This is a genomic window from Mycolicibacterium brisbanense (genome assembly GCF_001570425.1).
Lineage (GTDB): Bacteria > Actinomycetota > Actinomycetes > Mycobacteriales > Mycobacteriaceae > Mycobacterium > Mycobacterium brisbanense.
The window spans coordinates 168,099-189,154 of the sequence record NZ_BCSX01000064.1; the positions used below are offsets into that span (position 1 = coordinate 168,099).

Here is a 21,056-nt window from a genome sequence, read left to right on the forward strand (position 1 = left end):
TCAAGGCTGCGGGGGACTTCATTCGGCTACCAGGTCCTCGAGGTAACGCAGGCCCGCGATCTGCGCCGTCAGGCCGTCGCCGCCATATTGTTCGACACAGATCGGCCCGCTGTATCCAGCGTCGAGGGCGATGCGCAACAAGGTGCGATAGTCGATGTCACCGTCGGCCAGTTGTGTCGGCCATGCCAGGAATGGCCCGTCGGGATATACCTCGACCCGTCGAAAGTTCTTGACGTGCCAGTAGTTCAGGTGGGGCAGACAGGCCGCGAATGCTTCGAGCCAGCCTTCGGTCAGCCGCCGCGGGACTCGATACAGATTGGCGAGGTCCGCATTGATGCCCAATGCGGGCGAGCCGACTTCCTCGACGAGCCTGGCAGCTTGCGCCCCGCTGCCGATCAAGGTGTCCTCGTAGAGTTCCAACGACAGTGCGACGTGGACGTCTGTCGCATGTCTCGTCAATTCGCGGAGCCTTTCGACGGCGAGTGCCCACACCGCGGGATCGTGGTCGTCATCTCTGGGGCCCGGGACCGACCAGAACGACCAATTCCGTTGTAGCGCAGTCAGTGGACGGTGAAAGCCGATCGACAGAACCGGCACTCCCGCGACGGCGGCGACATCGATTGCGCGATGGGTGTAGTTCAGATTAGTCGCACCGTCGTCTGGGTCGATCACGCTGCGCCTGATCGCGGAGAGTCCGGCGAGTTTCAGGTCGGCCGCCGCGACGGCCTCGGCGAGGGCCACGGCCTGGCGCTCTGTCAGATCGCCCACGGTCAGCCAGGTGTCGACGACGTCCACATATTCGAAGCCTCCCCGTGTCAACGCCCGCAGGCCGGCCGCCCAGGCTGCCTCGTCGGACATGGCGACTGCGGGTAGGGGCAGCGTGCTGCCTGCGATGATCGGGCCGGATGGTGTGAGTGTCATGATGCTCCCTTCGACTGGTATTACAGGCTAGACCAGTAAGTGGCGCGCCGATAGGCTGTGCCGTAGCAATGACGCGCCGCCCCGAGGAGGCATAGACCGTGAATACCACCGCTACCAGCTCGTCGATCGACGAATACCTCAGGCGGACGCCGCGGTCACGTGAACTGTTCGCGGCGGCCAGTCTGGTCATACCGGGCGGTGTGTCGCGGGCAACGTTGGCGTTCCAGCCGTATCCGTTCTATGCCGCCACGGCGGCGGGAGCAGTCATCACCGACGTGGACGGAAACGACTACGTCGACCTCATCAACAACTTCACGAGCCTGCCGCATGGGCACGGTCACCCCGCAACGACGGCGGCAGTGGCGGCCGAGTTGTCGATCTCGTCCGCGATCGGCACGGCGCACCCTCTTGAGGCAGCGTACGCCGCCGAACTGCGGCAGCGGTTGCCTGCGATGCAACGCTTGCACTTCACGACGACGGGTTCGGAGGCCGTGGGATTCGCCGTCCGGGTCGCGAGGGCGCACACCGGTCGAGACCGGATCCTCAAGTTCGAGGGCGCTTTTCACGGTTCGCACAATGAGCTGTACCAGGACATCGGTCAGCCGCCCCTGTGTCAGGCGTCCAGCGCGTCAGCGCGCCCGGAGTCCGCGGGCCTCGAGCCGACCAAAACCGTCACCGCGGTGTACAACGACGTCGGATCGATCCGAGATGCGTTCTCGCGGTGGGGAACCGAGATTGCTGGTGTCGTGGTGGAGCCTTTTCTGGGGAACTCCGCACTCATCACCGCCGACCGGAGCTTCCTCGATGCGGTGTTCGAAGTGGCGCACGCACATGGCGCTCTCGTGATCTTTGACGAAGTGCAATCGCTGCGCGCGGGATTTCATGGAGCACAAGGACGTTGGGGTTACACGCCCGACCTCGTCGCCATTGGGAAGATCATCGGCGGCGGCTACCCGTTGGCTGCGTTCGGCGGTGGGGCCGACCTGATGGATGTGCTGTCCGGCGAAGGCCCACGAGTCCTTCAGACCGGAACGTTCACCGCGTCACCGGTGTTTCTGGCTGCAGGTCAAGCTGCGATGCGTGAGCTGGGGCGCGACGAGTACGCCGTTCTGGAAGCGCGTACCGAGCGGCTGCGTTCGGCGATCCGGGAGGAGTTTGCGCGCGCCCATGTTCCCGTGCATGTCAACGGCATCGGCTCGATGTTCAACATCGCCGTCTCCGCCGAGCCGGTAACCTCATACCGAGCGCACCGGCGCACGGACACAGCGCTGTTCTCCGCACTTCGGCTCGAACTGTTGTTGCGTGGCGTGCTCGTCATGCCTCGCGGCACGGGATGCCTGTCTACCGCCATCACCGATGGCCACGTCGATCGAGTCATCGTGGCGCTGCGCGAAAGTCTGGCCGCGGTCGCCCGTCTCTGACTCGCCGCTAGCCCGGCTCAAGCGCGACCGCCCGTACCGGTGACCCGTCGAGCCCGACCAGCGGCAGCGGTAGGCATACCAGCCATGTCTCCGCGTTGAGATCGCCGAGGTTGACGAGGCACTCGGTTATGACGACGCCGGCGCTGAGCAGCACGCGATGCACGTCATGCAGGTCGGTGAAACTCGGTGTGGGCGTGTCTAATCCGACGAAGACAACGCCGAGTTCGACGAGGTACTCGGCGGCGGCCAGCGTTATCTCCGGGATGCCCGTCCAGTACTGCGGGGTGCCGCGGTGGGCGTCCCAACCCGTGCGGATGAGTGCCCGCCGGGTGCGGCGCAGGGAGTCCGCGACGGGTGCCAGATGACGCGGCTCGATGAGCGGCCCCGCCGAGGTGGGGTGATCGACCACCGTTGCCGGGCCGATACAGCGGCTCAGGTCCAATTCGTCCACGCCCGCGCCCCCGGGCACGAAATGACACGGTGCGTCGAGATGTGTTCCGAGCTGACTGAAGATCTCGACGTTCCACATCTCGATGCCGGTCTCGTCGTGAGCCGACGAGAAGCGACTGAACTTCGCGGTCGGCTCGCCGGGGAAGGCGTCCATGCCGTCCGAGATCGGCATGGTCAGGTCGACGATGTGTTGCCGGGCTCCGTTCGGAAGTCGCATTCTTGAGAAGCTACACTAGCGGTATTACCAGTCAAGCCGATTGAAGGAGGCAACGCCTTGGTTGAAAACTCGGCAACACAGCGCTCCCGCATCGCCGACGAGCTGCTGCGGACGATTCGCGACGGAGGCTATCCCGTCGGCGCCAAACTCCCATCGGAACGCCAACTCGCCGAGCAGTTTTCGGTCAGTCGTCCAGTCATCCGTGAGGCCCTCGGCATGCTCTCCACTCTCGATGTCATCGAAATCCAGATGGGTCGTGGCGCTTTCGTGACGAACGCCGACGTGGAGATCGAGCAGACACAGAAGTTCGGCCTGCTCGACATCGTCGACACCCGTGAGGTCATCGAAGCCGGCGCACTGCGGCTCGCCTCCCAGCGAGCCGACGAGCAGGACAGGCAGAAGGTCGCCGCGGCGTTCGAGGCTCTCGAGGAGGCCGTGCTGACGGGGCGGGAAACCACCGAACTCGATATTGCACTGCACCTTTCGATCGTCGAGGCGGCCCGCTCGGGAATGCTGCTGAAGTTGTGGTCGGACATGACCAGCGAGATCGCACAGACCGTGCGGATCAGTCCGCACGGCAAGGCCATGAGCAAGGAAATCCTCGAAGATCATCGCAGGCTTGCGGCAGGGATCACTAGTGGCAATGTCGACGAGGCTTTGCACGCGTGCTCGGATCTCTACAACGACCACCGGCAGTTCCTGCGTTCGCTCCTCGGCTGAGGCGTAGCCCTACGCCGGGTAGGCGATGGTCGACATGGTCGCATTCTCCGCCTGCCTGGTGTCGACTCTGGTGTGCTGCACGACAATTGGCAGATCACTGCTCACCACCACACAGTAGTCGACGCCGACCGGGATGACCTCAGGTTCGCGGAGATCGTTGATCCGTTGGTGCAGTGCACGTTGCGGCGCGATAGTCAGATGGAACGGGCCTGCCGGGTCTCGGTCGGTGAAATAGAACGTCAAGCGAAGATGCGCGGCTTCGGTGTTGGCATTCAGCATGCACAGGCTCTCGTGGCTCGTCATCGCCGGCTCGGGACCGGTACTCGTCGGTGGGATGAAACCGTCGCCGATCACCCAGCAGTGCGCGCCGGGTGAGGTGCGCACCACCGGGTTTGGTTGCGTAGCACTCATTTGGCCGGATCGGTGGTCGGGCCAACGTGATCTTCCGCGTCGTCGGGCTCCAGCTCGGCCATACTGGCGCCTGCGCGCTTGAGCCAATCCTCGCGTTTGAGCAGGCGCATCACGACCAGGATGCCGACTCCGACGACGGCCCAGATGGCGACCGCGACGGGCGCCCACCCAATCGGCTTGGCGGGCAGCGGAACCAGCGAGTAGTAGCCGACGGCGAGCAGTGCGATTGTGCTGACGACAGGCAGGATCACGTGAGTAAGGATTTTCCGGTCGGGACGTCGCCAGAAGAACCGGATCACGCCGATGTTGCCGAGGCTGTACACGAATACCATGACGACCGTCAGGGCCAGGCCGAAGAAGAAGAACTCGTTGTCCGGACCGATCAGCACGCCGACACCGGTGCCCACCACCAGCACCAGGACAGCCTGTAGGGCAACAGCATGGGTCGGTGTGCGGTATGTCTGATGAAGCTTGGCGAAGAACTGTGGCAGGGAACCCGACCTTGCCATTGCGTACCACATGCGGGTGGAGACGTTGTTGGCCGCGACGGCTACCGCCAACACCGAGTTGATCAAGGCGAACAGCACGATCACCCACGCGGGCCCCCAAAACCTCTGTGCCAACACCAGCGCGGGCGACTCCGCCGAGGAGCCGAAGCCGGCCGTGTCGTCGATACCCCAGCCGACCTGCAGACCCCAGGTGACGAACACGAAGAACATTCCGGTGACGACGACCGAGGCGACCAGTGCGCGTGGGATGTTGCGACGGGGGTCGATCGTCTCCTCCGCGGCCGGTGCGGCGCCCTCCCAACCGGTGATCGCGAAGATCGAGAAGATGATGCCGAGCAGAAGTGCGTTGGCCGAGGGTGCATGGGTCGGGGCGAGCGGCGCGAGGGAAAAGCCACCGCCGCCGGGAACGATCAGACCCCAGATGGCCAACGTGACCATGATCGTGATCTCGGCACCCGCAAGGATCATCAACGCCTTGGCGGACAGTTCGACGCCGCGCCACCCCATGAACAGTAGAAAGATGGCGCCGACGATGATGCCCAGCCACCACGGGAATCCGAATCCGAAGTGGGCTTTGAGCGTGTTGTCCAGGAGATAGCCGAGCACAGCAAGATTGAATGCGGGCGCAACCGGTGTGTAGAACAGCCACAGCCACGACACCAGGAATCCGAGGCGCGCACTCAGCGTCCGGCTGATGTAGGTGTAATAGCCTCCCGCCGATGGGATCTCTCGGGCCAACTGGCCCAGCGGGATCGCCGCAAGGAGCATCAGCAGGAAGCCGATCAGGAAAGCGAACGCGCCCGATGTGCCCGCAATGCCGACTATGAACGGGGTCGTCATAAGAGCGCCGATGGCGGGGCCGATGAGCCCGACGCTTTGTACGGTGACACCGACGACGGATACTGCGCCTGGCTTGAGTCCGCCCTGCTGGTCCGTCGTCGTCATGTGTTCGCCGTCCGAGCCGGCGCACGACGAGGTGAGATTGCTGGCCATCGACCTGTCCCTTCCCCTGCAACTTTGTCTGTGGTGGGTGAGTGGCGATAAACGCCTCAGGACGGGACGGTAACAATCAAAACTCCATCTGGCTAGACCAGTAAGGCCAAATCTGTCGGCAAAACACGACTAGCTAGTCCCAGTGTGTTCTGATCTCGTGCTTTCACGGGCACTTCTGGTATTACCAGTATTGCCGTACAGTGACGTCGGCCTGACTTCGAAAGGATCCCGCCATGATCGCGATAGACCTCGCAGGACGCTCCGCAATCGTCACCGGAGCCGCTGCCGGAATCGGAGAGGCCATTGCCCGTAGCCTCACAGAAGCGGGCGCCCGCGTGATCGGCATAGACCGCCAACCCTTTTCGACGTTCACGCCCGACGTTGCGGTCGTCGGGGACATCACGGATGCACATATCCGGGCTCAAGCCCTTGATCTCCTCGCTGAGGAGCCGCTGGCCGACGCCATCCTGGTCAACAACGCGGGCATCCAGTACGAGGAGCGGCTGTCGGTCACCTCAGAAGACCGCATGCGCGCGCTCTTCGAAGTCAACGTGTTCGCCGCACTGCGCATGACGGTGGAGTTCGCCGATCGCGTCGACCGAGCCGCGATAGTGAACACCGGGTCCATCCTCGGCTTCACCGGTGACCCATTCCTCGGGGTCTACAGCGTGTCCAAGGGTGCTGTCATCCAGCTGACCCGCTCCAGCGCGCTCGAATACGCTGGGCGCATTCGTGTAAACGCCATCTGCCCGGGTGCCATCCGCACTCCGCTGACAACGCGGGCATGGGAGGCTACCGGGGACCCTGCGGAGGCCGAGCGTCGGATGTCCGCCGTCTACCCGGCCGGTCGGATCGGGGAACCCTCCGAGGTCGGTCCACTCGCAGCCTTCCTCGCCAGTGACCTCGCTTCATTCATCACCGGCAGCTTCTTCCATGTCGACGGCGGCATCTTGGCTGCCAATCCGGAGTGGGCGCTCGAGCGGCTGTGAACCGCGTTGTACGAACGACTCACGCTCTCAACGCGAGGCTGTTCATCTCTTCAGCGCCGCCGGTGGGCTTGACGCATCTTGCCTCTCGGCGGGCTGGCCGAAGGGAAGAATCTCGATGAATGCAAGTCACGCAAGAGCATTCATCGACAACGAACAAGAAGCGAACGATGGAGAGCCGACGCCACCCGCGGGTCCAAGATCCGCGGTGACATCACCGGTAAGCTCAACGGCGCACCGAACATGCTGTCGACCCGCCAGATTGAGTGGTCGACACGCTAGAAACCAACGGCGCGAAAGGAAACGGCAACTTGGACACCGTATTCAATGCCGTGCTCGCGCACCCGCAGATCCTCCTCGGTGTTCTCGCCGGTGTCGTCATCACGGCCGTGATCCACGCCATCCGCCGCATCCGCCGGCTCATCACCACCGCGATCGTCCTGGCGGTCGCCGGAGGAGGCGCCACCGGAATCACCACCCACGCCGCTCTGCAGAATCTATTGCCCTGGCACTGAACGACCTGCCGCACGGCTCACATTGCTGTGGCCGTCACGAGGCGATGGAGCCTGTCGATTCTTCGCGAATAATCTGCCGAAGTGTCAATTCCCGGGATGCGGGCCGCCGCGCTGAGTAAACTTCGCGTGCCTGGTCTCGGCGATGGTAGGGGCGCGATGACACAAGTTCTGCCGCAAGCTCATCACGAACCGCAGCGGGTGAGCGTGGTGCGTGAAGACGGTGGCTCATGAGTCGTTGGTTGTTGACGAACGTCCCGTCGTGGTTGTTGTTGCTGGGGCTCGTTGTCCTCGTCGCGGGCGGAGCGCTGCTGCTGTTGTTCGTTGTCCGGCACCGGTTCCCGCGGCTGGAGGAGGGCGCGCACAACCATGTCACGTTGTTCGCCTTCAGCTTTATCGGATTCATGTTCGCGATCCTGGTCACCTTCTTCACCAACACGTTTTGGGGTCAGATCAACGATGCCGACTCCGAGGTGCGGACCGAGTCGGCGACCGGGCTGCAGCTGGCCGGGGACCTCGGCGTGTTCGACAAGGCCGACAGCGACCGGATTCGCGAGAGCCTTCTCGAATACCAACGCGCGGCTATAGCGGAGTGGCCAGAAGCCGCGGGTGGCAACTTCTCGCCGGAAGCCAACAGCGCTCTGGCACGGGTCTACACCGCGTATCGACAAGTCCAGCCGCACAACGATATTCAAACCAAATCGGTTGATACCTCCATAGCCAACCTGGACAGCATCCGCCTGTCGCGCACCGAGCGGATACTGCAAGCCCGGGTTGATGTCGGCCCACCCTGGTCGCTGTGGGTCGTCATCTTGCTGACCAGTGGCTTGGTCCTTGGCTGCGCGATCATCTATGGCGTCGAGAAACCCGGCATGCACTACGCAATGGTCGCGAGTTTGGGTGTGCTGATTGCTGCGGCACTGTTCATGGTCTTGGAGTTTTCGCATCCGTACATCGGCGAACTGGCGACGTCCCCGGAACCGCTGCACGAGGTCATCCAGGTGCTCTCGAACCCACCGGCGTAGTCGACGCACCGAGCGTCCACAGTGCGACGACGCGCCCGCGCTGTCCCGATTCCGCCATGGTCGGGAGCGCAGGGCAAACCCCGGTCACGTAGTTACCGGTGCGTCAGTTATGCCACACTCATCGAATGACGCACTCGGATCCGCGTACTGACGACTCGCTTCCCGCGAAGACGGCGAATCAGGATGCCAGCGAAGCGGCGGACCTGGTCGTGGCTGCCGCCGCGGGGGACCGGCAGATCAGCGCCACCGAACTCGGTCGGAGGCTCCTCGCGGTCAGCCGCACCGTCGCCGACGAGGACGAACTGCTCAGCTTGCTGCAGAATCTCGCCCAAATTGCCCAGCAGACGATTCCCGGCGCCGACAGCACCGGCGTGACCATCGATCTGGCCAGGCAAACCTACACAGCTGTGCACACCGACCAGCGCACTCTACGGGTCGACACCGAACAGTACGAATGTGGCGAGGGCCCTTGCCTGCAAGCGGCCCGCACCGGCCAGATCGTGCTCGTGGATTTCGGACAAGCCGCAGCAATATGGCCCCGGTTCGCCGCCGCCGCGCAAGCCGAGGGCATTCTCAGTTTTCTCGCCGCGCCGCTGATCACCAAGGATCAAACGCTCGGCTCCCTCAACTTGTATGGCCGGTCGCCGTCGGCGTTCGATAGCTTCGACGTCGAAATCCTGGATCTGTTGACCGAAGCGGTGTCTCGTGCGATCGGTGACTTCGCGCGCTTCCGTTCGGCCAGCGATGTGGCGACCGGACTCCAGCGCGCCTTGGAGACACGCGCGCCCATCGAACAGGCCAAGGGAATGTTGATGGCTATGCACGCAATCGATGCCGATGAGGCCTTCGCGCGGTTGCGTCGGGAAAGCCAGAATACGAACGTTCCGCTGCGCATTGTGGCCACTCGTCTCGTGCGACAGCTAACGTCGCCGCCCGTCCCGGAAACCGATGGTGAGGCCGTCTGAGCGTCCGTATCGCGCGATGTTGGCCCGCGTGCAGTGCCATGAGAATCGGGCTGTTGACAACCTCGGCGATGGAGTCGGCGACGCGGGATCGGCGCTGGGTTCTCAACGCCGAGGCTGCGGTCCTGAGCATCGCCTTGTGCAGGACCTCGATGCAGCCCGTCGTAGCCCTCACCGTCGCGTGGTGTGCCCGCTGAGCGGCTGACGCAAACGCCCGGGTGCGCTGATCGCACTGTTCGATCCAACGTGCGGCGCGATGCCGCGATCGCCCGAGACGGCTGGGCCACTGACCTGACGTACATTGCGCAACCAATGGAATCGAAGGCTTCTTGCGAACCGCCTTGTCTGCGTTGATGATCAGGACGCTCCGTTGCCGACCAGGGACCGGGCGGGTGGCATGACTGCTCAGACGCTGCAGCCCCTACGAAGTCACGATTGGCGGCATCCACGGAACTCCGGGTGAACCGACGCAGGTGAGTGGCTCAACCGAACCCCACTTGTTCCCTCTGTTCCGCTTCTGGCTGTCGTTATAGGTGGTGCCGCTCGCATAGCCGTTGTCATCGATGGTGCCGGTGTACTGGTTCCAGTCGCTCGATCCCGGGTGCGGGTCCCAATCGGCTTTGAAGTGAATAGTGTTGCCCTCAATCGCGCCGTCGGTCACCGTGCCTGTCGTCACGGCCGGTGGCTGGCCGAAGAGTGAGTAGTTCAACTTGTACTGAATGTGCTGCTGTGACGGAGCTGGTCCGTCCCACCCATCCATCTCCACCACGATGTCGTTGTCCTGGTTGATGACAAAACTTCCCGCAGGGAGCACCCACCCACCGCAGAAGGGGGCCAGTGGAACTGACGGCTTCGCGGACGCGGATGCCGGCATCGTGAGGGCCACCGTTAGACCCACTGCCGTGGCGACGGAAGCGATCCGAGTTTTGGTGAAAGTCATCAGCGCTCTCTCCTGTTATGCGGTCTCCCAACCCCCGTTCTGTCATGATCGGATGAGCTGCAGCTGGCGCATGCAGTAGTTGACTACTCCAATTGCGCCGTCACACGGTCGTCCGGCCAGACGCGTGCCCTTCGAGCCGTTCGGCGGCGCGGATTAGCGCTGCGCGGCACGCACGGTTCTGCTTGCTGGCCGACACGTACAAACGGGATCGAAAACACGATGCTCCGGTCCTAGCCCTTCGTGATCGGCGAGCTATGGCATCAGGAGTGGGGTATCGATTCGACGGCCACGCGAGGTTCTAATCGGCGCGCGAGCCTGCGATGCAAGTCGCCCTCCAGGAACCGCCGAAGCGGGCTGGCGGTCGACGTTTCCATCAGAACCCGAGTCGCGCCGCGTAGACGAACAATTCGCGTGATCGCACGGTCGGCGTGGCGGGTGACGACGATCTGACCGTCCACGTCGATACCCGCGCGACGCAGCCGGTCGACGGTCTTGGTGATCCCGGTGTTGGCCGCCGCCGATTCTCGCGCAGTGGGCATGAGACCAGGGTTGGGCATTCCGAGGGAATAACCGTGAATCTTCAGCGGCACAACAACTGTCGCGGTGCGGCCTGCGGCGCGAGCGGCTTTGAATAGTGCGTCGGACGCGGGGGCGCCGGGCCGTAGGACGACGACGACGTCGCGCGGTGATGTGGGTTGCTGATCGCCGCGGCGGCGTTTGAATAGCGTGGTCATACAGGTTCCGGTTCAGGTTCGGGCGCGATCGTTGTGATGAGTGCCTGTGCGGTCTGTGTGCGTCGGTCGGTGATGCGGCGCCACATGTGCAGGGGGACGTACGCGGCGAGGATCAGGACGCCAACGAAGAACAGGGTGTGGCTGGAGGTGCCGACGACGATGGAGGGGCTGTTCCAGCCGCCGAAGAGCCACAGCACGAGGACGAACAATCCGATGGCGAGGGAGAGCCAGCGCATGAAGCAGGGCAGTCGCACCGGGCGGTGCACCGATGGACGGGTTTGGCGGTGGGCGAAGTAGGCGAAGAACACGAGACCGGCGGAGAACAGATAGCCCATGTTGGAGAAGATGTAGATGCGCAGGGGGCTGCCGAACAACAGGACCAGGAACGAGCAGACCACGTTGAAGGCCATGGCACGGGCTGGCACGCCGTGGGTGTTGAGGCGGCCGAACCAGCGCGGCAGCATGCCGTCCTCGGACGCTTGATACAGCGAGCGGGCGCAGCCCATGATCGCGTTGAGTACCGAGAGCAGCAGGGCCACGATGAGGGGCAGGCCAAGGGCCCATTCCACCCAGCCGCCGGTGGTGCCGGTGACGCCGGTGATCAGCGCGGAGAAAATGGTGAGCGGGTCGGCGTCCTTCGCCACTCCGAGCACCGCAACCAAAGCGACAGCCATGAACACGAAGATGAAGAATCCGTAGATGCCTTCCATGGTCATGGCGATTTTTGCGTCGCGCGCCGGGTTGCGGCATTCACCGAGATAGCAGGCGGCGGCCTCCATGGCGAGCACCGACCAGGTCATGACGAACATCCAGGCGAGGATGAGGGTAGGGCTGCCGGTGACACCAGGGGCGAAGTGGAATCCGGCGAGGTTGCTGAGGTGTATCGAGCTCGGGTGGAACAGCGGCAGGAGGATGAGCAACGTCAGCGGCGCCATGGACACGATGCCCAGGATGGTGGCGAATTCCGCGCCGAGCTTGATGCCGAAGTAGGCGGGGACATACATGATGGCGATGGCGACCACGGAGATGATCAGGACCGCCAAGGAGATCGGACTACCCAATCCGCCGAACGGCAGAAACGACGGGCCCTGGGGTATGGAGAACAGTTGGGTGATGTAGGCCGACGCCAGAATCATGTTGATGGGCGCTACCGGGAACCAGCCGAGCCAGTAGGCCCAGGCCGACAGTCCGCCGAGGTGGGTGGCGGTGGTGGGGTGGACCAGTTCGAAAGATTCGGTGGTGTACGACGGCAGTCCGCCGGTGCGGTGCGGCATGACGGCGGCAAGTTCGGCGGCGAACAGACACAACAGCACGCCGATCGCGGTCGTGACGGCCAGTAAAGGTATCGCAGCGGCCCCTAGGGCCTGCACGGCCGGCGGATCGATCCCGGTGACCAGGATGGGGCCGGCCAAACCGATGACGAAGGCGCCCCACCAGTTGGTGCCTTTGTGCAGTTTGGGTTCTTGGCCAACGGGGGTCGACGTCATGTCGGAGTCCCTTCGCGGGCGCTGCGGCGTGCAGCGGACGAACGCACCTCAGCGGTGTGATGTGGAGCACAGTACCCATGTTTCGCAGCAAGAAACAGAATTTAATCTTGTGAAAAAGCTGTACGCCAGAGTCGCCCGAGATGCTGCGGCGCCCTGGCCGGCGGCGGCCGTCTTCGCCGAACCTTGACAAGGCAAAGACCTTACGTCGCAACAACCTCCAATCCGAGACCGCGGCGCGCATTCATCCCGGGCCCGCCTGGCGAGAAAAAGATGGTCGAGGTACCGGTTCTCGCTGCTACCGTTGATCGCATGTCTGTGACCCGCAACGACTATTTGCTGGCCGGGATGCATCGTGCATCTACGGCGGCTCTGTCATGTGCGGGGACGGTCGGCATTGGTGCCGACGTCCGGGTGGGCGAAAGCCTCCGCAACAGCGAAAGCCGCGCCAGGCACTTCCGGAAATCTCATAAATCTCTCACGCTGTCCGTTCGCCCTGCTAGGAACGTCGCCCGACATTCCTAGCCTTTGTTGTGCTCAATTGTGTTGCAGAGCAGCACTATTCGGTCAGAATATGGGTTTACAACCACGGCTATGCGTAGCATCATCAGAAGCCGCGCAACCCGGTGGCCGACATTGCCGACGTCGCGCAAAACTCGAAACATGCTGTCCAGCAACGTAAGCCGCGGACTGCTGTCCCGGGCAACCCACTTGCGTCCGCGACGATAACCAGAAAGGAGGCACGCGGCCATGCCGATTCAGGCCCCCAACCTGACCGTAGAGGTCTACAACGCCGACTACCGCGTGCTGTCCCGAATACCATGGCAGGACGCGATCCAGCTGATCCTGCGTGACGCCGTTTACGTCATCGATCGCCACAGCCCGGCCGTGCACATCCACGGCCCATCGCTGGTGATCGAGCTGCCCATGTCGGTTGCTTTGCGTGACTACGTGCACATTCCCTACCGGCCCAACGAACGTGCGACGCGCGAAGGGATCCTGCGCCGCGACCGCAGCACCTGTGTGTACTGCTCCGGAAGCGCTCAGACTGTCGATCATGTGCTGCCCAGAAGTCGCGGCGGATCTGACTCTTGGCTGAATTTGGTGGCTGCGTGCCAAGCATGCAACGGTCTCAAGGGCGACCGCACCCCGCAGGAAGCGGGAATGCGGATGATCAGGGAACCGTTCGAGCCTCGGCAGCGCGATAGGTTCAGGCGAGCTCCTGCACCGGTGTGAGGCTCGCACCCGGCGGGCGGGGCGGACGAGCCATGCTCAACTCCCCGCCCGCTCACCACACCACAATCATGGCGGCCGTGGTGTAACGGAAACACAGTGGCTTGTGGTGCCACAGTTGATGGGTTCAACTCCCTCTGGTCGCCCCAATACCCCTGTAGCTCAACGGATAGAGCGACAGCCTACGAAGCTGAGGATGGAAGTTCGATTCTTCTCAGGGGTACTTCCGCCGACACGTCCCGGTGGTCGTGCATTCGACGCGCGCACCGACACCACCAGCGATAGCGCTCAGACGTTGCCGAACGTCGTGACGGCGTCAGCGGTGGCGACAAACCCGTTGTACTCGTCTCCTGAGCCCATCCGGCAGGCCAGCGCGATGGTGTCGGTCCACACGCAGATCGCATCGTCGAATGCGTACGCGGTGTCCTTTGGCAGCAGATTGATCGGGTGTCCCTCGAACTGGGGAACGCCGGCCGATTGTGGTGCGTCACCGTGGCTGAATTTCACCGGGGTGACGATGTTGCCCGACTCGAAGAGGTTCACCCAGTTCGTCCCGTCAGGCGTACCGACCAGCGGCCCAGTGCAGTCCACCGCATACATCGCACGGTGATTCGACGACGTGCAATACAACCCGCTCGGCGTGCGGAATCCCCGCACCGAATACGCCACGCCGGGCCGCACCGTGTAATCGGCCTCGGCCACCTTGGGATAGGACGAGAAATCGGGAACGTCCGGCGCCGCGTGCGCGGGAACCGCGGACACCGCGCCGAGCACGACCAAACCTCCGGCCAACGCCGGCAGGATCCTATTCATACCGTCTATTCTCACTGCCTGTTCGGGCGGCGACTCGCACCAATTCGGCCGCTGACGGCGTCACACTCGAGTGGTTTCACCTCGTAGTAGCGTTCCGCGACGCTGAGCAGGCCATCGATGGCATCAACCCACACCGAGGGTGCGGCCCAGTCGCTCTCGCAACGTCGGCGCCAGATACTCCTGTGGGAAGAGCCCACGTCGTTGCAGGATGGGTACCACCTGCGTGGCGAAGTTCTCCAGGTCGACACTCGTATCGGCGGGCATGATCGTGAACCCGTCGGCGGCCCCGGCGGCGAGCCAGGCCTGCAGGTCGTCGGCGACGCGCTCGGCGGATCCCACGAGCAGCCGGTGACCGGATCCTCCGGCACTGCGGTGTACCAATTGCCTTGGAGAGTAGGGACGTTCGGCGATCAGCGCACGAGTGGATGCGTTGAATCCCGAGGAGAACGCGCGGCCCGGGGCCGCTTTCGGCAGATCGTACGCACTGATCGGATCATCTGGGCCGAAGGCGCCGTCGGGGAGGCCGAGGTTGGCAAGGAGTTCGGCGGTCAACCGTTCGATCGGCAGTGTCGCGTACAAGCGTTCAGCGCGCGCCGCGGCCTCGGCGTCGCTGTCGGCCACCAGCACGACGACACCCAGCGAGATCTTTATGTCGTCAGGATGGCGGCCTGCCCCGACGGCCCTGCGCCGGATGTCGTGGCGGAACTCGACGGCTTTGGAAGGCGTCTGGGCCACGGTGAACACGACATCGGCGAAATCGCCGGCCAGCTTGAGCCCCCCTTCGGAGCCGCCGGCCTGCACCAGGACCGGGCGCCCCTGCGGACCTGCCGGGACTGGTAGGGGCCCGGCGACCGAGAAGAACTCGCCACGGTGGGCGATCCCGTGGATCCGGGTTGGATCGGCGTACCGTCCGGAGTCCTTGTCAGCGATCAGCCAGTCCGGCTCCCAGCCGTCCCAGAGCCGGGTCACCACGTCGAGGAACTCCCACGCGCGCCGGTAGCGCGTGTCCTTATCAGGATGTTGAGGCAGACCGAAATTCGCGGCCGCCGCCGATGTCCCGGTGGTCACGATGTTGACCGCCGCGCGTCCCTTGGTGACGTGGTCGAGCGCCTGGAACCGCCGCGCCAGGTTGTACGGCGAGTTGTACGTGGTGGAGCTGGTGACGATGACGCCGAGATTGTCGGTGAGTGCCGCCACGTGGCCCAGCAGTACCAGGGGGTCGATTCCGGTTCCCGGCGCGTCGGCGATATCGCCGTGTACTGCGGGTCCGTCACCGAGAAACACCGCGTCGATGACAGCGTTCTCCGCGATACGTGCCAGCCGGGTGAAGTGGTCGATGTCGAGATGGGCCACTGGATCCGCGTGCGGTAGTCGCCAGGCGGTCCGGAAGTGTCCTGGCGTCATGAGCGACAGGTTCAGGTGCATGCGGCTGCCAGGGTTTCGGATGCCGCATGCCATCCCAATGCAGGCGCGATTTCGCGGGCTGCGGCTTCGAGCAGCCTGAGGTGTTCATCATGGTCCGGCACGCCGGGCACGAAGCTCACCAGCAAGTCGGTCGCATTCCGCAGCGCAGGATCGTCGGCGAGTTGGGCAGCCAGTTCCTCGCTGGGGCCGACAAGTGCCCGGTCGTTGTGCAGGTATTCCTCGACGGATCCGGGAGACGGGACGGCACCGGAGGTGGTCCAGCTCTGCCAACGCAGCACTCCCGGTGTGACGCGCCGGATTGCCTCTCGTCGGTCCGGGTGTGGATACACCGCGCGAGACACCTGCACTCTCGGTGCCCGCTCGGTATGCGCCCAGGCTTGCCGATAGGACTCGATGATCTCGGCCTGGTGTCGCTGTGCGTCAGCCGTCGTGCCGCCCTGCCACGCAGTGGCGCGTGAGAGCTGCAGCCCGTCACCGGCCCGCGCGGCGGCTTGCGCCGCAGGGTGCGCGTGTGTGGGATCGCTGGTGGTCGCCTGCCACAGACGTTCTCGAACTCCTGCACCCGACGGGTGCAGGACCTCGTCGAGATCGTTGACCGGTGCACCGTCGAGCACGGCGTGCAGACGACGGACCGACTCGGAGTACAGGCTGTGACGATCAGACAGTTTGCGGCCAAAGGCTTTCCACGCCCCGGCGAACGGCCCCGACCCGACACCGAGCTCCAGTCGGCCGGCGCTGAGGGCATCCAGCGTGGCGGCGTCTTCGGCAACTCTCAACGGGTCTTCCAACGGAAGCACCAGTACGCCAGTCCCCAGTCTGATCCGCCGGGTGTGCGCGGCGATGGCGGCCAGCACCACCAGTGGTGAAGCGATGTGTTCGTTGCCCTGGCGGAAATGCCGCTGGATGACCCAACCCGAGTCATATCCCAGTTGCTCGGCCGCCACGAACAATTCGATGGCCTCGCGATAGGCGGCATCCGGCGGGATGTCACGGTCCAGGTGCAGCAGGAAGCCGAGCCGGAAGGCTCGGCCGCCGGCGACACCGGCTCCGATCGTGGGCGTCCGGTCAGGCATCTCAGAGATTCGATCCGGTGCCGTGGATGCCGTGTTCATCGATGATCGCCAACTCGTCGGCCGTGAGTTCAGGAAAATCCAGCGCCTTGACGTTGTGGTCCAGCTGCCAGGTGGAGCTCGCGCCGATGAGCGCTGAAGTGACCGTCGAGCGGCGCAGCACCCACTGCAGCGCGAGTTGCGCCAATGACTGTCCGCGGGCCTCGGCGAGCTTGTTCAGCTCGGCGGTGCGCTGGCGGTAGGTGTCTGTGATCACCGAAGGATCGAGGAACGTGCTGTTGAGCGCGCGGGCTCCGTCGGGGATCGATTCGAGGTACTTGTTGGTCAGAAGACCTTGGGCAAGAGGCGAATAGACGACCAGCCCGAAGCCGTCGTCGTCGGCGAGTTGCAGGAGCCCGTTCTGTTCGATGCCGCGGTCGAAGATCGAATAGCGCGGCTGGTGGATCAGCAACGGGACGCCGGCTGCGCGCAGCAGCTCGGCGATCTGGTGAGTCTGTTCGGGCAGATAGTTGGAGATGCCGATGTAGAGCGCCTTGCCCTGCTGCACTGCTGAAGCCAACGCGCCGACCGTCTCCTCCAGCGGAGTGGAGGGGTCTGGGCGGTGGTGGTAGAAGATGTCGACGTAGTCGGTGCCGAGATCGCGCAGGCTGTGTTCCAGTGACCGCAGCAGCGATTTGCGGGACCCGCCCTTGAGGTACGGGCTGGGCCCGATGTCGTTGCCCGCCTTGGTTGACAAGACGAGTTCGTCGCGGTACGGCGCGAGATCCTTGGCCAGTACCCGGCCGAAGTTCTGTTGCGCGGCCCGATGCGGAGGGCCGTAGCGGTCGGCATTGTCGAAGTGGGTGATGCCGAGATCGAAAGCGTGAAGGATGATCTCGCGTTGTGTCTCGAACGGATAGTCGGTGCCGAACTTCTGCCACAAGCCGAACGAGAAGGCCGGCAGGTCCAGCCCTGAATGTCCCGATCGGCGGTACCCGATCTTGGTGTAGCGGTCTTCGGCAGCGGCGTAGGTCGTTTCGAAGGTGCCGTAGCTCATGGTGGAGTGCCTCTCGGTAGCAGATTTCAGGGGCGGCGACGCAGTGCGTCCGGTTGTAGTGAGGGGGTGTCGCGGCCGGTGTCGCGGTCGTGAAACTGCGTTCCGGGCTCGACGATCTCGTCGATGCGGTCCAGCACGGGATCGCTCAGCGCCACCGTGGCGGCTTTGAGGTAGGTCTCAAGATGCTCCTGGGTGCGTGGCCCGATGATGACACTGCTGACTGCGGGATGATTCAGGGCGAATCCGATGGCCAACTCGATGAGCGAGAGCCCATTATCCTCGGCGAGCCGGGCCAGCGCGTCAGCTGCCGTCAGCTTCGCCTGATTGCGTTGTGCAGCAACATCGAATCGCCCGGGAATCAGGTCGGCTCGGGCTGACGCGGGTTGTGGCGCGCCGATCCGGTATTCCCCCGACAACCAGCCGGCAGCCAACGGGCCATAGGACAGGACGCCCACGCCGTAGCGCTCGGCCACCGGGAACACTTCGCGTTCGGCGCCCCGCACGAGGAGCGAATACGGCAATTGTTCGGTATGCGGGGCGATGAGGCCGTGTCGTTCCGCCAGCCAGTGCGCTTCGACCTGCACGTGCGCCGGAAACACCGATGTGCCGTAATAGCGAATTTTGCCTTGACGGATCAGCCCGTCCAGGGTCTGCAGAGTCTCCAGCAGGCTGGTGTGCGGGTCGGGCCGATGCGCCTGGTAGAGGTCGATGTAGTCGGTGCCCAGGCGCTTCAGGCTGGCGTCGACGGCGCGGGTGATCCAGCGGCGCGAGTTGCCGGCCGCCAACGGGTCGGTACCGATCTGACCGTTGAATTTCGTTGCCAGCACGACGCTGTCGCGGCGCCCGCGGAGCGCTTTGCCGACGATCTCCTCGGATTCGCCCTGACCGTACACGTCAGCGGTGTCGATCACCCGGATGCCGGCATCGAGCGCCGCATCGATGATCCGCAGGCTTTCTCGTTCGGTCTGGTGGCGACCGAAATTCATGGCGCCCAACGTCAGTGGGGTCACCCGCACGCCGGTCCGACCCAGGATGCGGGTCGTGTCGATGGTCATCGATCTCCTTCTCAGAACAGGCCGGTGGTCGGTGGGTCCTCACCGGTCAGGTGATAGGCGCCGGCCACGGATGCTTTCCATTGCCGCGGATTGTGATTGGCCGCCGTGCGCGCGTTGCGCCAGTGCCGGTCAAACCCGAGGTGGTGGTCGGTGATGGATCCTCCGCCCACATCGAAGAGCAACTGCGCGGCACTGAGCGCGGATTCGATGGCCACAACACCGGCCTGGGCGACGCTCACCGATGCCTGCGCGCCCGCGGCCCGGGCCGTTGCCCCGGTGAGCCCGCGTATCGCGTGCAGCTCCTCGGCAGCCAGTAGGACAACAGCTTTGGCAGCTTGGGCGTGCGCGGCGATCTGGCCGACGGTTTGGCGGACGTAGGGATCATCGACGCTCCTATCGGCCGAGCTGTGTTTGATCGGGCGGGCTTTCTCCCGGACGAACCACACGGCATCGTCGAGTGCGCGCGCGGCGATACCTGCCTGCACCGCAGCAAGATACAACTGGGCGAACGATCCGGTCCACGGGTTGTCCGGCACGTGCTCGCCGGCCACCACCGCCTCGTCGTCGAATACCCGGACGTTTCGCAGTTCGGTCGTACCGCTCTGGGTGAGGCGCTGTCCGACAGCGTCGAAATCGTCGAGGTGCTCGACACCGGCCCGGTCGGTGGGCACCGTGAACCGGATGGCGCGGCCGTTCTCATCGATGGCCTGCGCCGAGAAGTAGGACGCATACAGGCCGCCCGTGGAGTAGTACTTGCGGCCGTTGACGATATAGCCGTCAGCGACGCGGCGGGCAGTCGTGGCAACGCTACCGCTGGCTCCGCCACTGCGTTCGTTGCTGGTGCCGGCGAACAGCGCGCACCGGCGCAACCGGTCCAGATTGACCTCGCGCAGCGGCAGGTCCTCGTGCCGGGCGATTTGTTCGGCGACCAGAAACGTTGTGCGAAGTGCCTGCGCCACATTGGAATCCGCCCGCGCGATGGCGATGATCAGGTCGGCCACGTCACGGACGGTGCCTCCGGCACCGCCGTCGCTCACGGCGATTCCGGTCAGTGCGATCCCGTAACCGGCCAGCTCCTGCACCTCATCGAAGGCGTAGTCACGGGCTTGCTCGCGGTCGTTCGCAGTGGCGGCCAGCCGCTGCAAGATCGGGTGGATGCCCGCCCGGATACCGGCGACGGTGATCGGTGCGGCTGCATCCGCTCTCGTGGAGGCCTCGGTCAGTGTCATGCCGCGCCTTGCCGCCGTAGTCCCAGTCCGGCGCGCAGCGTCGTGCCGACACGGACTGCGCTCGCCGTCGCCAAACTGGTTATCGCCGTGATGATCTGGTCGGCTCCGTGCGGGAAGGCGAGGACGACACCGTCGGCACCATGCGGTGCTTGGATGTCTCCGCCGCCGCTGATCCGAGCCAGCACCGCGATGTCGCTACGATGTCGTCCGACTGTCGCCATGGCCTTGCGCACTACCTCTGCGGTGGAGGCGAATTCGTGATCGTCAAGGATCACCGCGTCGGCAGCCGCGGCGATGCGCGCGGAGCCCAATAAGTCCACGTCGGTGGCCACCAGGACGGGTCGTCCCTGCACGGACGCCGGGCCGTCCAGCGGACCGGCGACTCGATAGAACCGTCCGGAGTGATCGACGGCCCGGATCTGCGTGTCGTCGATGACGATGGCGCGCTGACGATCTCCGGCCAGCGCCGACCGGGGAAATGATTCCCACAGGGCGGCCAGGACTGCCGCGTACTCGCTCCACCGCTGCGCAGGATCGGACGCGCCGGGCTCGGGCGCCGCGGCCTGGCTCACCTCGTCGCCGCTGCCGGGGCGCAGCACCAGGCCAATCCGGCCGCCGGTGGCGCGGTCGACCGAGAGGATGCGACGGGCGAGGTTGTACGGGGCGTTGCCCGTAGTGGGGCCGTCGATGAGGTAGTGCAGCGCCGGATACCTGCCGGCAAGGTGAGCCGCGGCTATCGAGGGATCGATCGCGGATTCGGTGCAGTGGTCCAGAAGCCGCAGTCCGGTGATACCAGCGTGCTGTGCGGCATCGGCGATGCGTGCCGCGTCGGTGCGTGACGTCTGCGCGTCGCCGTCACCTACGGCGAGTTCGATGAAGACACTCAATCTCGGTTCTCCTTGGACCATGA

Annotated in this window: 22 protein-coding genes and 2 tRNA genes; 10 read left to right on the top strand and 14 right to left on the bottom strand. The window is 64.5% G+C overall.

Going from position 1 to position 21,056, the window contains the following annotated elements:
* Positions 1–18: 18 nt before the first annotated feature.
* Positions 19–921, bottom strand: a complete 903-nt coding sequence (locus RMCB_RS34995; RefSeq protein WP_062832412.1) for a sugar phosphate isomerase/epimerase family protein — start codon at positions 919–921, stop codon at positions 19–21.
* Between the two features lie 98 nt (positions 922–1,019).
* Between RMCB_RS34995 and RMCB_RS35000 the strand changes: the two genes are divergently transcribed.
* Positions 1,020–2,342 (top strand): aspartate aminotransferase family protein, encoded by a 1,323-nt coding sequence (locus RMCB_RS35000; protein ID WP_062832413.1) that lies wholly within the window; start codon positions 1,020–1,022, stop codon positions 2,340–2,342.
* A 7-nt stretch (positions 2,343–2,349) separates the two neighbouring features.
* Here RMCB_RS35000 and RMCB_RS35005 read toward each other — a convergent pair whose 3' ends face one another.
* A complete protein-coding gene (locus RMCB_RS35005) occupies positions 2,350–3,009 on the bottom strand; it encodes a cyclase family protein (protein ID WP_062832414.1) in 660 nt (219 codons plus the stop codon).
* 57 nt (positions 3,010–3,066) lie between these two features.
* Between RMCB_RS35005 and RMCB_RS35010 the strand changes: the two genes are divergently transcribed.
* On the top strand, positions 3,067–3,729 hold the full coding sequence (locus tag RMCB_RS35010; protein ID WP_062832415.1) for a FadR/GntR family transcriptional regulator: 663 nt from the start codon (positions 3,067–3,069) through the stop codon (positions 3,727–3,729).
* A 9-nt stretch (positions 3,730–3,738) separates the two neighbouring features.
* Here the strand turns inward: RMCB_RS35010 and RMCB_RS35015 are convergent, their stop codons facing one another.
* The gene (locus RMCB_RS35015) at positions 3,739–4,140 is read right to left on the bottom strand and encodes a sensory rhodopsin transducer (protein ID WP_062832416.1); all 402 of its coding nucleotides are present in this window, start codon (positions 4,138–4,140) and stop codon (positions 3,739–3,741) included.
* Complete coding sequence (locus RMCB_RS35020; protein ID WP_062832417.1) at positions 4,137–5,642, bottom strand: APC family permease; 1,506 nt, start codon at positions 5,640–5,642, stop codon at positions 4,137–4,139. The genes RMCB_RS35015 and RMCB_RS35020 overlap by 4 nt, the downstream gene beginning before the upstream one ends.
* Positions 5,643–5,875: 233 nt before the next feature.
* Here RMCB_RS35020 and RMCB_RS35025 point away from each other — a divergent pair, with 233 nt between their 5' ends.
* From RMCB_RS35025 to RMCB_RS36230, 5 genes are all read left to right on the top strand, one after another.
* Positions 5,876–6,631 (top strand): SDR family NAD(P)-dependent oxidoreductase, encoded by a 756-nt coding sequence (locus tag RMCB_RS35025; RefSeq protein WP_062832418.1) that lies wholly within the window; start codon positions 5,876–5,878, stop codon positions 6,629–6,631.
* Between the two features lie 308 nt (positions 6,632–6,939).
* Positions 6,940–7,143 carry a hypothetical protein gene (locus RMCB_RS35030; RefSeq protein ID WP_109784533.1) on the top strand — a complete coding sequence of 68 codons (204 nt, stop codon included), beginning with the start codon at positions 6,940–6,942 and terminating at the stop codon, positions 7,141–7,143.
* Between the two features lie 227 nt (positions 7,144–7,370).
* Positions 7,371–8,165 carry a bestrophin-like domain gene (locus RMCB_RS35035; protein ID WP_062832420.1) on the top strand — a complete coding sequence of 265 codons (795 nt, stop codon included), beginning with the start codon at positions 7,371–7,373 and terminating at the stop codon, positions 8,163–8,165.
* 125 nt (positions 8,166–8,290) lie between these two features.
* Positions 8,291–9,130: a GAF and ANTAR domain-containing protein gene (locus tag RMCB_RS35040; RefSeq protein ID WP_062832421.1), complete on the top strand. Its 840-nt coding sequence runs from the start codon at positions 8,291–8,293 to the stop codon at positions 9,128–9,130.
* A gap of 53 nt (positions 9,131–9,183) precedes the next feature.
* On the top strand, positions 9,184–9,324 hold the full coding sequence (locus RMCB_RS36230) for a hypothetical protein (RefSeq protein WP_165606376.1): 141 nt from the start codon (positions 9,184–9,186) through the stop codon (positions 9,322–9,324).
* 224 nt (positions 9,325–9,548) lie between these two features.
* Here the strand turns inward: RMCB_RS36230 and RMCB_RS35045 are convergent, their stop codons facing one another.
* The 3 genes from RMCB_RS35045 to RMCB_RS35055 form a co-directional block, all read right to left on the bottom strand.
* Positions 9,549–10,067 carry a hypothetical protein gene (locus RMCB_RS35045; RefSeq protein ID WP_131805616.1) on the bottom strand — a complete coding sequence of 173 codons (519 nt, stop codon included), beginning with the start codon at positions 10,065–10,067 and terminating at the stop codon, positions 9,549–9,551.
* A gap of 260 nt (positions 10,068–10,327) precedes the next feature.
* On the bottom strand, positions 10,328–10,801 hold the full coding sequence (locus RMCB_RS37035; RefSeq protein ID WP_062832423.1) for a universal stress protein: 474 nt from the start codon (positions 10,799–10,801) through the stop codon (positions 10,328–10,330).
* Positions 10,798–12,288 (bottom strand): APC family permease, encoded by a 1,491-nt coding sequence (locus tag RMCB_RS35055; RefSeq protein ID WP_062832424.1) that lies wholly within the window; start codon positions 12,286–12,288, stop codon positions 10,798–10,800. Before RMCB_RS35055 ends, RMCB_RS37035 begins: the two co-directional genes overlap by 4 nt.
* A gap of 747 nt (positions 12,289–13,035) precedes the next feature.
* Between RMCB_RS35055 and RMCB_RS35060 the strand changes: the two genes are divergently transcribed.
* From RMCB_RS35060 to RMCB_RS35070, 3 genes are all read left to right on the top strand, one after another.
* On the top strand, positions 13,036–13,521 hold the full coding sequence (locus RMCB_RS35060) for an HNH endonuclease (RefSeq protein ID WP_062832425.1): 486 nt from the start codon (positions 13,036–13,038) through the stop codon (positions 13,519–13,521).
* Between the two features lie 71 nt (positions 13,522–13,592).
* Positions 13,593–13,667: transfer RNA gene (locus RMCB_RS35065), tRNA-His, on the top strand.
* Positions 13,668–13,669: 2 nt separating this feature from the next.
* Positions 13,670–13,741: transfer RNA gene (locus tag RMCB_RS35070), tRNA-Arg, on the top strand.
* Positions 13,742–13,806: 65 nt separating this feature from the next.
* On the opposite strand, the gene RMCB_RS35075 is transcribed toward RMCB_RS35070, so the two are convergent.
* The 7 genes from RMCB_RS35075 to RMCB_RS35105 all read right to left on the bottom strand — a co-directional run bounded on the left by RMCB_RS35075 (position 13,807) and on the right by RMCB_RS35105 (position 21,033).
* On the bottom strand, positions 13,807–14,331 hold the full coding sequence (locus tag RMCB_RS35075) for a hypothetical protein (RefSeq protein WP_062832426.1): 525 nt from the start codon (positions 14,329–14,331) through the stop codon (positions 13,807–13,809).
* A gap of 123 nt (positions 14,332–14,454) precedes the next feature.
* Complete coding sequence (locus RMCB_RS35080; RefSeq protein ID WP_234792363.1) at positions 14,455–15,735, bottom strand: NtaA/DmoA family FMN-dependent monooxygenase; 1,281 nt, start codon at positions 15,733–15,735, stop codon at positions 14,455–14,457.
* 11 nt (positions 15,736–15,746) lie between these two features.
* A complete protein-coding gene (locus tag RMCB_RS35085; protein WP_062832428.1) occupies positions 15,747–16,829 on the bottom strand; it encodes an LLM class flavin-dependent oxidoreductase in 1,083 nt (360 codons plus the stop codon).
* A gap of 1 nt (position 16,830) precedes the next feature.
* Positions 16,831–17,862, bottom strand: coding sequence for an aldo/keto reductase (locus RMCB_RS35090; protein ID WP_062832429.1), 1,032 nt, complete (start codon positions 17,860–17,862; stop codon positions 16,831–16,833).
* 26 nt (positions 17,863–17,888) lie between these two features.
* Positions 17,889–18,917 carry an aldo/keto reductase gene (locus tag RMCB_RS35095; RefSeq protein ID WP_062832430.1) on the bottom strand — a complete coding sequence of 343 codons (1,029 nt, stop codon included), beginning with the start codon at positions 18,915–18,917 and terminating at the stop codon, positions 17,889–17,891.
* An 11-nt stretch (positions 18,918–18,928) separates the two neighbouring features.
* Complete coding sequence (locus tag RMCB_RS35100; RefSeq protein WP_062832431.1) at positions 18,929–20,146, bottom strand: acyl-CoA dehydrogenase family protein; 1,218 nt, start codon at positions 20,144–20,146, stop codon at positions 18,929–18,931.
* Positions 20,143–21,033: an LLM class oxidoreductase gene (locus RMCB_RS35105; RefSeq protein ID WP_063979717.1), complete on the bottom strand. Its 891-nt coding sequence runs from the start codon at positions 21,031–21,033 to the stop codon at positions 20,143–20,145. The genes RMCB_RS35100 and RMCB_RS35105 overlap by 4 nt, the downstream gene beginning before the upstream one ends.
* Positions 21,034–21,056: the final 23 nt, after the last annotated feature.